13 protein-coding genes are annotated in these 12,403 nt (G+C 51.7%); 7 read left to right on the plus strand and 6 right to left on the minus strand.

The genetic code is table 11. From position 1 onward, the window contains the following. Positions 1–33: 33 nt before the first annotated feature. The 3 genes from HNQ57_RS03995 to HNQ57_RS04005 all read right to left on the minus strand — a co-directional run bounded on the left by HNQ57_RS03995 (position 34) and on the right by HNQ57_RS04005 (position 2,281). On the minus strand, positions 34–873 hold the full coding sequence (locus HNQ57_RS03995; protein ID WP_184461328.1) for an OmpA family protein: 840 nt from the start codon (positions 871–873) through the stop codon (positions 34–36). A 180-nt stretch (positions 874–1,053) separates the two neighbouring features. Beyond that, positions 1,054–1,845 (minus strand): DUF4126 family protein, encoded by a 792-nt coding sequence (locus tag HNQ57_RS04000; RefSeq protein WP_184461329.1) that lies wholly within the window; start codon positions 1,843–1,845, stop codon positions 1,054–1,056. Next, positions 1,838–2,281 carry a DUF4345 family protein gene (locus HNQ57_RS04005; RefSeq protein ID WP_184461330.1) on the minus strand — a complete coding sequence of 148 codons (444 nt, stop codon included), beginning with the start codon at positions 2,279–2,281 and terminating at the stop codon, positions 1,838–1,840. Before HNQ57_RS04005 ends, HNQ57_RS04000 begins: the two co-directional genes overlap by 8 nt. A 68-nt stretch (positions 2,282–2,349) precedes the next feature. On the opposite strand from HNQ57_RS04005, the gene HNQ57_RS04010 reads away from it, so the two are divergent. Further along, positions 2,350–3,132: a DUF2889 domain-containing protein gene (locus tag HNQ57_RS04010; RefSeq protein WP_184461331.1), complete on the plus strand. Its 783-nt coding sequence runs from the start codon at positions 2,350–2,352 to the stop codon at positions 3,130–3,132. 191 nt (positions 3,133–3,323) lie between these two features. On the opposite strand, the gene HNQ57_RS04015 is transcribed toward HNQ57_RS04010, so the two are convergent. Then, positions 3,324–4,034, minus strand: coding sequence for an SIMPL domain-containing protein (locus HNQ57_RS04015; RefSeq protein ID WP_184461332.1), 711 nt, complete (start codon positions 4,032–4,034; stop codon positions 3,324–3,326). Positions 4,035–4,120: 86 nt separating this feature from the next. Here HNQ57_RS04015 and HNQ57_RS04020 point away from each other — a divergent pair, with 86 nt between their 5' ends. The 5 genes from HNQ57_RS04020 to HNQ57_RS04040 all read left to right on the plus strand — a co-directional run bounded on the left by HNQ57_RS04020 (position 4,121) and on the right by HNQ57_RS04040 (position 10,145). Then, positions 4,121–5,578, plus strand: a complete 1,458-nt coding sequence (locus HNQ57_RS04020; RefSeq protein ID WP_184461333.1) for a coniferyl aldehyde dehydrogenase — start codon at positions 4,121–4,123, stop codon at positions 5,576–5,578. A 148-nt stretch (positions 5,579–5,726) separates the two neighbouring features. Then, positions 5,727–6,188 (plus strand): ATP-dependent zinc protease family protein, encoded by a 462-nt coding sequence (locus tag HNQ57_RS04025; RefSeq protein ID WP_184461334.1) that lies wholly within the window; start codon positions 5,727–5,729, stop codon positions 6,186–6,188. Between the two features lie 85 nt (positions 6,189–6,273). After that, complete coding sequence (rimK, locus tag HNQ57_RS04030) at positions 6,274–7,179, plus strand: 30S ribosomal protein S6--L-glutamate ligase (protein ID WP_184461335.1); 906 nt, start codon at positions 6,274–6,276, stop codon at positions 7,177–7,179. 9 nt (positions 7,180–7,188) lie between these two features. Then, entirely contained in the window at positions 7,189–8,253 is a 1,065-nt protein-coding gene (locus HNQ57_RS04035) for a succinylglutamate desuccinylase/aspartoacylase family protein (RefSeq protein ID WP_184461336.1), read from the plus strand. A gap of 773 nt (positions 8,254–9,026) precedes the next feature. After that, positions 9,027–10,145, plus strand: coding sequence for a helix-turn-helix transcriptional regulator (locus HNQ57_RS04040; RefSeq protein ID WP_184461337.1), 1,119 nt, complete (start codon positions 9,027–9,029; stop codon positions 10,143–10,145). 23 nt (positions 10,146–10,168) lie between these two features. Here the strand turns inward: HNQ57_RS04040 and HNQ57_RS04045 are convergent, their stop codons facing one another. After that, positions 10,169–11,071, minus strand: coding sequence for a LysR family transcriptional regulator (locus HNQ57_RS04045; protein WP_221301568.1), 903 nt, complete (start codon positions 11,069–11,071; stop codon positions 10,169–10,171). A gap of 123 nt (positions 11,072–11,194) precedes the next feature. Here HNQ57_RS04045 and HNQ57_RS04050 point away from each other — a divergent pair, with 123 nt between their 5' ends. Further along, complete coding sequence (locus HNQ57_RS04050) at positions 11,195–11,488, plus strand: hypothetical protein (protein ID WP_184461339.1); 294 nt, start codon at positions 11,195–11,197, stop codon at positions 11,486–11,488. 200 nt (positions 11,489–11,688) lie between these two features. On the opposite strand, the gene HNQ57_RS04055 is transcribed toward HNQ57_RS04050, so the two are convergent. Further along, positions 11,689–12,363 (minus strand): cupin domain-containing protein, encoded by a 675-nt coding sequence (locus tag HNQ57_RS04055; RefSeq protein ID WP_184461340.1) that lies wholly within the window; start codon positions 12,361–12,363, stop codon positions 11,689–11,691. Positions 12,364–12,403: the final 40 nt, after the last annotated feature.

Consider the following 12,403-nt stretch of genomic DNA (forward strand, 5'->3'; position numbering starts at 1 on the left):
TCGTAGTGTCGGGTTTTTATTGGAATACACGCCCTACAGACGCTTTAACTCAACGCGGCGGTTCGTCTCTCTACCGGCCTCAGTACTATTATCGGCACGGGGCTGCGACATACCATAACCTTTGGCTACCAAACGCTCAGCACTCACGCCCTGACTCAATAAATACGTTCGCACGGCATTTGCTCTGGCCTCAGACAAACGCAAATTATACTCATCGGCCCCCAGCGAATCGGTATGACCACCCACTTCAATACGCTTGGCATCGGATTGCTGAATAACCGGAACCACCATAGCCAAAACGGCTTTGGCGGCAAGGCTCAGCCGCGAACTATCGTGGGCAAAAAACACCCCGTCCAGTGGCTGGGCCTGAGGGCCATCGATATAACAGCCATTGGCCAGGGTTTTAATACCACGGGGGGTTTTTAAACATTGGTCATCTTGATCACAGACGCCGTCACCATCGCCATCGGCGCAGGCGTAGGCATCGGCCTGCATTCGGCCTGCGGTAAAAACCGGATCGATATTCGCGAGGGGTATCAACGCGGGTTGATCTTTGGCTGAACCGAGCGCATCGATGGCCACAGCCCCGCCACCCTCGTCCGCGGCCAATATGCCTTGATCCATCGCCAATAAATCATCTGTCACGGCGAGGCTAGTCAACTCGTCTGCCAGTGGTTGTATATTGCCAGTCAGACCAGCATCAAGCGCACCCAGACTGTCGTTGAGATCAATACCAACAGCCGTTGTAACCGGGCTAACAACGGCCAAAATACCCGTCTGCTCAAGCAAATCTTGCACTAGTCCGGCGTGTGCGGCATTCATGGTTAGCGACAAACACACAACAAAACGACACATATTTCGGGCAAAGCTCATTGGCACTAACACCTGTAAAAATCCATTATTCGCACGTATTTAGCCACTCAATTGTCTATTACAAGGCGCGAGGCTGACCTGCCGCGCTTATCTGCCTGCAGATTAAAACGCATTTGTTCAGCCAGCGCATCGGGTTTGTGCTGAGAACGCCCGACACCGCACAGTTTTCAGTAGTGCATACTACCTAGCGCTTGCACTGGTGTGCTCGGCAATAACCGACGCCTTTGCCGTCGCGTACTCGGCGTCACTCAGCGCGCCCGATTGATGAAGCGAATCCAAACCCTGCAATGCATCGACGAGGGAGCTCGGCTTCGCCAACTCGGATGTCGCCTCCCCGGCGCCCGCCAACGCCGCGTTGGTTTCTTTACTTAAGCCCAACCACTGACCAATTTTGCGGAAAATACGCGCGATACCCCGCCATAATTTGGGGAGCAACCAAATTAACAACAGTAAAAACGCAATAAAGCCGATTAAGAACAGCACGGGGTGATTTAACGCCACCCACAAGCCTCCAAAAACGGCGACATCTTCGCTAATCGAGGCCAGCCAATTACTCACTGGCTCCGGCGAGGTATTGATTAACATTCGGGTGCTCGCCTTTGCCGCGTGGGTAACCGAGGTTACCGAACCGCCAACAATGCCCGCCGCCAGCTGCAAGGCAGGACTGACGTCGCCCACCGTATTCGCTGCAAGCAAGGCGCCAGCAGGAATTCGAATAAAGGTGTGCAGCGCATCCCAGCCAGTATCCACCCCTGGAATTTTGTCGGCAAAAAACTCCACCGCATACATTAAGCCCGCCGCTAAAATAACCGCAGGGTCTTGCACCACGGCCAAGCTTTCAGGCAGATCAATGCCACCAACAGAGCCACCTAGACCCAACACCAAAATAGCCGCATATAAATTTAAGCCACTGGCCCAAGCTACCCCCATCGTTAGGGATATCACACTAATTAGCTGCTGATACTCATCCACTGCTTTGATCTCCGCTACGCAAGCGCTTGGCAAATACCCAGCATAACGCCACCGCACTCAACTCAAATAACAGCGCAGACAAGGTGTAGCCCGAAGCACTACCTGCCAACACTGCACCTAATAACCGACCAGCACCAATACCGCCGACAATAACACCGTTCAAAAATAAGACATGGCAGGCCCAGCGGGGGCGCCACAGCGCCCAAAGCGCGCTTAGCCCTATCGCCAGCTCCATACCGCCATACATTGCTCGCAATTCAATTGTGCCATCAACCGACGTCGCCGCGACCCCCGCGTAGGCGTCTAACGCAGCGGGCTCTAGCAGGAGCCAGCCACCAATACCTAACCACGCCAAGGCCAAATAACTCAAAAAAAGTCGCATTACATACCCACGCTGTGTGTAGAACGATTCAGACTGACCGAAACCGTCACTCATTTAGACCGCTAAGGTCATACTCTTCCAATACAAACTCGCTACTATTCTAGTTCATTGTGGAGAGCGATATGTCGACTGTGGAAGACTACCCGAAAAACCCTGATTATAGCCACGGCCGCTATCGGCGTCGTATTCGCCTCACATCTGAACCGGGCCAGGTTCACGGCGAACTTGAAGACACCAACCATGGCTTTCGCTGCACTATTTTTCACGATGGCGAAAAAGTCACTGATATCCAAAGCGAAGTGCTGCGCATCCCTTTTGACACTTGCCCTGGCGCGGTAGAGCCTCTGCGCAAATTAATCGGCTTAGCACTGTGCGACGATATTCAAACACTGATCCCGCTCACAGACTCGTCATCCAACTGCACCCACCTACTCGATTTAGCACTATTGGCCATTCGCCACAGCAGGCGCAGCGTAGCTGAGTTAATTTATGATATCTGTGTAGAAGATCAGGCCGATGACAACAGCCCCGCGGCGGCTGAAGTCTACGCCAATGGCAAGCTCCTCCATCGCTGGCAAACCTGTAATTGGGAAATTACCGGACCAGACGAGCTTAAACATAAGGTGCTCTACAAAGGCTTTAGCAAATGGGCCTCAGCGTGCTTTACAGGCGAGGAGCGCGAGGCCGCCTTTATCCTGCAAAAAGGCTATTTTGTCGCGAGCGCCCGTCGCTATAACATTGACGCTCAAGTCGGCAAAGCCGCTAATGAAGATCGTGACGTTATGCTCGGCGTTTGCTTCAGTTACAGCACACCGCAAATTGAGATCGCTACACGCACCGCCGACAGCACCCGCGACTTCAGCAATACCCCAGAGCTTCTTCTTAAATTTCAAGAAGTTAACTAGAAATGCCGTCTTTTTCCTACCAGCCCCGTGATACGCACAATTACGAATATATACCTGGTCAGATGAGCGCTACTATGGCAACAGTTTCATTGACCCTTGCTCCTAACAATGGTCCCAGGAGTAACACCCCCGCTTGGCACCCACACTCTGGGTGCTTTTTTTATGCCCCAAAACTGAGTGCCAGGCGCGCATTATTTCAACAAAAACACCACCGTCAAACTTGCGCTAACGGTCTCTTTGCCAATCAGCATCGGCGCCTCCCCGCCGACCTTCGCGTCCATCATCATAGCCCGTTCGTAGACGACCGGTGCACTAGCGCCCTCGTCAATGTGATAAACGCCAGCGAGCTTGTGACCAAAACCCGCCGCGAGCACCTCAGCTCTGGCCTTGGCATCTGCGATGGCGGCTTCTACGGCCTCAGCCTGCAACGCCGCTCTTTGCGACAAATCAAAACTGACATTACCCAGCTCACTAATGCCGGCGTTAACCAAGGCGTCAAGCAGGCCGCCGTAGCGCGACAAATCCGTCAAGGTAATGTCAATCGTGCGCTCAACCCGCTGACCACGCAGCACACGCTTGCCGTCTTGCCACTCGTAATCAGGGTAAATGCGAATCTGCGAGGCGCGAATATCACGCTCGGGCACACCTTGCTCGGCCACGGCATTCAGGACTTGCGCGCTGCGCTGATCCACTGCGCTTTTGGCTTTTACCGCGCTGTCTTGCGTCTCGGAGATTTGCAGCTGCAGGCGCGCAATGTCCGGCATGGCCTCCACTTCACCCCGGGCGGCAACCACCACATGAGGCGCTTCTGGCAAGGTGGCGGCATGGGCAAAAATGGGCAGCGCGGCGGACAATACAAAGGCCGCCGCACAATTCAAAATGAGGCTTTTCGCGTTTTTCATCATCTGATTCCTTTTGATTTAATGCCCAAACGGCTTTTTAACACTTTTTTCTTTCAACATAACAACAACAAACCCAGGAGAGCTCAATGACCAATCTCAATAACGCCCCAGGCAGCCCAACATTAGACAGTATGCGCGCTACGCTCGACCGCCAACGGCAACTGTGCACCGAAGAGGGTGCAGTCAGCGCAGAGCTGCGTATCGATCGCCTCAGCCGGGCAATCGACTTAGTGTTTGATAATCGCGACATCATTGTCGACACGCTAACCCAAGATTTTGGCCACCGCAGCAGCCATCAATCTCTGATGTCAGACATTTACGCAACCATTGAGTGCCTTAAACACAGTAAAAAACACGTCAAAAAATGGATGAAAGCCGAGAAGCGCAGCGCGCCCTTCCCCATGAATTTAATGGGCGCTAAAGCGCGGGTAGAGTTTCAGCCCAAAGGCGTAGTCGGCATCATCGGCACCTGGAACTTCCCCTTGAACACCGTCTTTTCACCACTGGCTGGCGTGTTGGCGGCCGGTAACCGCGCCATGATTAAGTGCTCTGAAGTTACACCTAAAACCGGCGAATTACTTGCCACCCTAACCGCCAAATATTTTTCCAATGACGAGATTGCCGTATTCAATGGTGGCCCAAACGTCGGCGCAGAATTTTCGGCACTGCCCTTCGACCACATTATCTTTACCGGTGCCACCAGCATTGCCCGTCATATACTGCGCGCCGCCAGCGACAACTTAACCCCCGTCACTTTGGAGCTCGGCGGCAAATCACCGGTAATTGTCAGTGAGAGTTACCCAATTCAAGAGGCCGTAGAGCGCATTTTCGGTGGCAAAATTTTGAATGTCGGCCAAGTCTGCTTATCACCAGATTATGTGTTTGTGCCGGAAAATCAATTGGCGGCATTTACCGAAGCCGCTAGCGCCTATATCGCCACTATGTTCCCCACCCTACGTGACAACCCAGATTACAGCTCGGTGGTTAACGAACGTCACTATCAGCGCCTGCAAAGTTACCTGGCTGACGCGCGGGAAAAAGGTGCGGATGTTCGCGAACTTAACCCCGCCAAGGAAGATTTCAGTCAGCAACAAGGCACCTTCAAGATCCCGCTCACCTTGGTGGTAAACCCCAGCGACGACATGCTAGTAATGCAAGAAGAGTTATTTGGCCCGATTATCTGCATTAAAACCTATCGCCAAGTCGACGATTGCATTACCTACGTCAATGCCCGCCCTCGACCATTGGCGCTGTATTACTTCGGTAAGAATAAAACCGAGCAGCAACACATACTGGATCACACCGTGTCCGGCGCAGTTACCATCAATGATGTTATCTTCCATGTTAGCTGCGAAGATCTACCCTTTGGCGGCATTGGCCCTAGTGGCATGGGCAATTACCACGGTGCGGACGGTTTCAAAACCTTCAGCCATGCCAAAGCGATTTATAAACAAAGCAATATTAACTTCCAGAAACTGGGCGGCATGATTCCCCCCTACGGCGACAAGGCCGATAAAACCCTAAAAGCCATGATCCGGAAATAGCACTTAGCCTGCTAATTCCCACCACGCCCCTGCAATAGGGGCGTGTCAGCCAATTTCTTCAGCAAAAATAAGCCACTTAAAAGCTACTCCCCAAGCCGCATAGCGGCTATGCTGCCAAACTTAGTCTAATGACATTGCGAGGCCACATTTGCCACAGACAACATTAGGATGGCGAGAGTGGGTCACCCTACCCGCATTGGGCATAAACGGTATTAAGGCAAAAATTGATACTGGCGCCCGTAGCTCCTCACTTCACGCCTTTGACATCCAGGCAATTGAAGTAAACGGCGAGCAGTGGGTAGAGTTTAAAGTGAACCCCCAACAACACGAGACCACCGAGCTCGTTGCCTGCCGTGCACCGATAAAAGACTATCGACAGGTTACCGATTCTGGCGGTCACCGCAGCATGCGCTATGTTATAGAGACGAGCATTTGTATTGGCGGCGAACAGTTTCTTGCCGAAATGACCCTCGCTGACCGCTCGCAAATGCTATTTCGTATGTTATTAGGACGAACCGCCATGAAGAATCGCTACATTGTTGACCCCAGCCGATCCTATTGCGCCAGTCAAAAACCCGCAAAGTCGCCTAGCCAAATAGTACCAAGCTAGCCCCGACTAATTCGCGGAACTAAATCTTAGCCACGCCAATCTGAACAATCCGCCTAGCAGCCGATAACAAAGAGAATACCCTACAATGAAAATTGCCATACTGTCCCGGAACAGACGCCTTTACTCCACACGCCGCCTTGTAGAAGCCTGCACTGAACGCGGCCACGAAGTGCGTGTTTTAGACACGTTAAAATGCTATATGGAATTAAACTCCAGCGAGCCGGTGGTGTGGTACAAAGGCGAACGACTCGAGGGCTTTGACGCGATTATTCCCCGTATAGGCGCTTCAATCACGCCCTATGGCCTCGCGGTTATTCGTCAGTTTGAAATGTTAGGCACCTACAGCCTCACCGAATCCGTCGCGCTCGGCCGTTCACGCGACAAACTGCGCGCTCTGCAACTGCTGTCACGCAAAAACGTCGGCATGCCGATCTCCAGCTTTGCCCACGACGTCCACAACACCAAAGAACTTATTAAACTGGTTGGCGGCGCCCCTGTGGTGGTCAAACTCCTTGAAGGCACCCAAGGTCGCGGCGTGGTATTGGCCGAGACTGCCAAGGCCGCAGAGAGCGTTATCGACGCCTTCCGCGAGTTAAAGGCAGACTTTCTCGTACAAGAATTCATTAAAGAAGCCGGCGGCGCCGACGTACGCTGTTTGGTCATCGGCAAAAAAGTGGTCGCGGCCATGCAGCGCACCGCCGCCAGCGGCGAGTTCCGCTCGAACCTGCACCGCGGTGGCACCGCCGAACTCACTCGCCTCACCCCAGCAGAGCGTGCTACGGCAGTTAAAGCCGCGCAAATCATGGGCCTGAATGTAGCGGGTGTGGATATTTTGCGCTCATCACGGGGCCCGCTGGTTATGGAAGTGAACTCGTCACCCGGCCTAGAGGGCATAGAAACTGCCAGCAAGAAAAATGTTGCCGCAGAAATTGTAAAGTTCATTGAAGAAAATGCCGGCCCGAACAAGAATAAAACCAGAGGTACCGGTTAAGACCACAATATGAAAAAACTAACCATTGCCGGCACCGACATTCCCGTCGGTTGCCGCACCCAGATAGAACTGCCGGTTGCGCAGCTGTACACCAACACTGAACTTTCAATGACCGTAAAAGCAATTCGCGGTCGCAAAGACGGGCCAACCCTGTTTGTGAGCGCGGCGATTCATGGTGACGAAATCAATGGCGTTGAGATCGTACGACGCTTATTACAGCACAAGGCACTGCGCTCCTTGCGGGGCACCTTGCTCGCGATCCCCATTGTGAATGTGCACGGTTTTCTCAATAATAGCCGCTACCTGCCCGATGGCCGCGACCTTAACCGCTCCTTTCCCGGCTCGCCCAAAAGCTCGCTCGCGGGACGCATGGCGCACACCTTTCTCAATGAAGTTGTGCTGCAATGCACCCACGGAATCGACCTGCATACCGGCGCTCGGCATCGCAGCAATCTACCCCAAATTCGCGCCGATATTAAAGACGAGTCGACCCGCGCCATGGCCGAGAGTTTTGCCGCACCAGTCATTCTGCATTCCGCAACCCGCGATGGCTCACTGCGCGAAATCGCCAGCAATCACAATATTCAGGTACTGCTTTACGAAGCTGGCGAAGCGCTGCGCTTTGATGAAATTGCGATTCGAGCAGGCGTCAGTGGCATTATTAATGTGATGCGCCATATCGGCATGCTGCCGGCGTCACGCAGTAAAAAGCCGAAACGCAAAAGCATGATCACCGGCCAATCGAGCTGGATACGAGCAACGAGCAGCGGCGTGTTGCGTGCGCTGGTACCGCTCGGCGAGTTTGTCACCAAGGGCGATATTCTCGCGCTGATTTCTGACCCTATGGGGAATAACAACGCCGATACCAAGATTCTCGCCAACGATGACGGCATCGTTATTGGACGCACGTTTTTACCGCTGGTATACGAAGGCGACGCCTTGTTTCACGTGGCTAAATACAAAGCCAATATCGGCGAAGCCCTAGAGCACGTTACTGCGTTTAGAGAAGAGTTTGAGCCCGAGCCTTACTCTACATCCGACGACACGGAAGACCATCCACCAATTGCCGGGTAAGTTCGAAAGCGGTCATTTAAAAGCACTTTTTTATAGCGCTTTATAATGATTAGACAACACATTGATCCGCACTTATCAAAAGCCGCGGGTGTACGTGCAGAGACTTAAAAAGGCAGCGATGCAGTCGTTAGACTAGTGCGCTGCCTTTTTAAGGGCATCTATTTTTGATAGCCACCTGAAGATTTCGGCCTATCATAGCTGACACACCTTCTTTTCTGGATAGTCCCGCTGCCACCGCAGGCTCGGCAGGTATGCTTGTTTTTCCATTCACTGCGAGGCGACCCAATTCTATTGCCGGAGTCTTCTCGGCCATCACCGCCGCAGGTGCCGCAAGTCACAGTAGACGTTCGATACTGCAAACAGCCAGCGACCGCTGAAACGGGCAAAAATGCAGCGGGCAGCGCAGAAATAGCCAGTATGAAATTTCTCCTTTTCACAATACACCCTAATTGAATTTCATAAATTTTAGCGACCACAACGCTCAATATCTGGTGCGTTAACTATTCAAACAATAGGTAGCTTCCTTGCTAGTGGCACTGAATAAACAGATGCTTCTCCATACACAAATCCAGTGCGGTATCACCAACACGCCAGACATCCACATCACTGCGAGCCACCGAGCGGCGATAGCACCTACTAGATTTGCTCAGCATGTAATCTAACGGTATAGTTTATTTAACGCCTCCCCTAGATTGGGGAGATGCAACGGACAGCAGCTGCAGCGACCCACAGGAAGTGAGTCAAAAGTTGTGGGTACGGCCAACAATTACTCAATGCAAAGCAGTAAATTATCTCAGCTGATCGGTGAGCTTTATCGACACGCCCACCAAGCTGACGGCTGGATGGCTTTTTTTGCCATGCTCGAAACCGAAATTCCGTCGCGCTCCACAACGCTAATGTTTGAGGATATTCAAACCCACGCGACCGACATGGTTTTATCGCGTCATTTGAACGATGACGAACTACAGGTATACGGTGAGCATTATATTCACACCGACGTCTGGGCAGAGGCGATGGCCGATATGCCGCTATTCCAATTTCATAGCAGTGATGCCATCTCAGATCGACATTTTTTATCATCTGAATTTTATGCCGACTACACCAAGCCGCTAGATATTCGCTATGCATGCGGCGCTTATATAGAAAACCCCAAAATCGGCCAGGCCTTTCGTGTGACTATTCAGCGCGGCCATCAGCACAAGCCATTTAGTCACGAAGAACTTGCAACCCTCAACCTCTTTGTTCCCCACTTACAAAACGCATTGGCCATTTACAAACGCAATATCGCCTTAGAGTCACTGCAAAGTGGCTTCGACTCAATCACCAACATTATGGACAGCGCGGCCTATTTGCTACGCCAAGACACATCAATTGTCTCGCAAAACGCTCTGGCAGAAGACCTATTACGCCAAGACGTGGCGTGTATAACTGGGGGTAAACTGTCTTTTCGGCCCCATAAACTGCGCAACACCGTAGCCCAACTTATAAATAAGTTACAGGAATTCACTCATAATCGTGCAGCCTCCTGCCGAAATTATGCCCGTACCGAGCAATATCAAATTAGTGTAGAGCCCCATCTGCTACCGAGCCTCGTGCCTGGCACCCAGGAGCTTGGCGTGCTCCTGCAAATAAAGAATAGCGATGCTAATGTAAATATTGACCTAGCGGGGCTGGAAATTTTATACGAACTGACCAGTACCGAAGCCGGTGTAACACGCTTACTTTGTAAGGGCCTAGTGGTTAAAGAAATAGCAGAGGCAATGGGCGTAAAAGACAGTACCATACGCTCCCACCTTAAAGCGGTTTACTCAAAGCTTGGCGTGCGCTCACAACCCGAGTTGCTCAGTAAAGTCATGGCTTCGCTAGCAAGAACCCAAATAGATATCGTTTAACATTATTTTTTAATTAAAATACCTTACAAGGCAGACTGCGACTCGAACCTCTCCACTATGGGCCGCAGGTAATCCAGCATAAAGTCGCGAAAGATTCTAATTCTGGCCGTAGTGCGTAAATCGAGATTCGTCAGCAACCAAAAGCCCATCGGCTCCATGACACCCTGCGCTGGGATTTTGATTAAATCGGGATCACTATTGCCCAGTGAACAGGGGATTTCAGCAAAACCGCTGCCCTGTCTGACCAAATCGTAAATCACATTCAAGGAGTTAGAGCGATAGCGGATCGGCATGTCAGGGTAGCTTTGCCGCAGCCATTCAGGAATCGCCTTACCGTCTAACACCCACGAAATAGCGCCAACCTCGCTGCGCCCTGCCATATAGTCTTCCCAAACACGCTTGGTGGCATAAACCCCATAATTGAAATTGGCTATTTTCTTGCCCACCACATTCGGCGGCGGATTATTGGTGGTGCGAAAGGCGATATCCGCCGCATGCACCGACAAATCCAAAGCCTCGTCCGACGCCAATAACTCCACATGAATACTGGGGTATTTTTCGCTAAAGGCCTTCAGGCCCGGCAACAAAATGCGCTGAATACATACATCCAGCGCCGTAATCCGCAGCGTGCCGCTAAGGTCCTTGCGATCGGCGTGCACACTGCGCTCTATGGCGCTCGCGGCCTCTTGCATCTGCTCCAAATTGGGCAAAATAGACTCCCCCACCGGGGTCACCGACCAGCCCGAGGTAGAGCGATCAAACAAGGACGCGTGCAACGTTTTCTCCAGTGCACTTATGCGCCGAGACACCGTGGTGTGGTTAACACCCAGCTTCTTCGCCGCGGCTGTCACCGAGCCCTCTTGGATCACTGCCAAGCAGTAATGCACATCACTCCAATCCATCGCCTGCATATTTGCACCATACATGTGTATTTTTGGTCATTTACCATTATATACGCACAACCTACACTGACCACGTTACCAACACAAAGCAATTTGTTACCAAATTACCTGCCTCGGCAGAATCCACACTGACAAGAGAGCGCCATCATGAACGCATTCCAACACATCATTCTTACCTTTGGCCTGGTCATCGGCGCACTGAATAGCGCCCACGCCGGCGAAGCCACCAAAGACTTAGTCGCCGCCTGCAAAGACAGCACCGTGGAGAAATTCAGTGAAAATGGCGACGCCGTTCGCGCGCGCTTCAAAGGCATTAGCGGACCATCAAACTCCCGTAAAGTACAATTGCTGATTCAGTCTCCAGAGCAATCCGCCTATCGCGCCGAATGCTTTATCAATGCCAAAACCCAAGAAATAATCAGCATTGAAAAAGCAAGTTAAGCGGTTAGTTATTAAAAAGGCGAGCGCTTTCGGGCCCTCGCCTTTTTTGTTTGCCTGGAGATATAGTTATAGCCCCGCAGAGTGGCTATTTCGGTTTGAAATCAGTGCTGCTGCAGATTGATACATTGCTGCTAGGTAATAAGCGGGCGGGCGCACTGTACGGCTCCGCATTCAAGGTGTTTTGGGGCTGAGGGGTAGTATTATTGCGACGGAACCAGGTGCCCAGCCTTTACATAAATAAGCGCACCGTCTTCCTTTGTAAACGGAGTATGCCGACTCAGGTGCGGGCTGCGTAACCAAGAGCCTTTTGGATAAGCGCCGTGCTCGTCGTGAAAAGTGCCTTCTATAACAAAGATTTCTTCGCCCCCCCAATGTTGGTGAGTGCTAAATTGTGTATTGGGTGCCCACTTTACTAGGGCTACGTGTTCGCCTTCAAATTCATGTAATGACATGACTGTTAGTCCGTCTACAAGGCCCTGCCGCCAAGATGCTGTGTGCGTATCAATCACCTTTTGCTCTGTGTCAGTATCACTAAACTGGTGTAGTTTAACAAAAATAGTTGCGCCATCTTTTCCTATACGAGGTTTGTGTGAGGTCCCTATTGGGTTACGAACATAGCTGCCCTTAGGGTAATCCTGATGCTCGTCTGAAAAAACGCCATCGAGCACCAAAAACTCTTCACCACCTGCATGAAGGTGTGGTGAAAACTCACTAAAGGGCGCATATCTAACAATCGACGTGGCTCTAGCGACTTCATCGCCGATTCTGTCGAGCATCATGCGTTCGACACCGGGCATGGGCGAATCGACCCAGCGATAGTCTCCTGGACGAATGACAATACGCTGTTCGAAATCAGCGTGAATGTAAGTGGTCACGGACAAACCTCATAGAAACAAAAAGATCATTAAAGATGGC

Origin of the sequence: Zhongshania antarctica (assembly GCF_014202945.1) — a bacterium.
GTDB classification, from domain to species: Bacteria; Pseudomonadota; Gammaproteobacteria; order Pseudomonadales; family Spongiibacteraceae; genus Spongiibacter; species Spongiibacter antarcticus.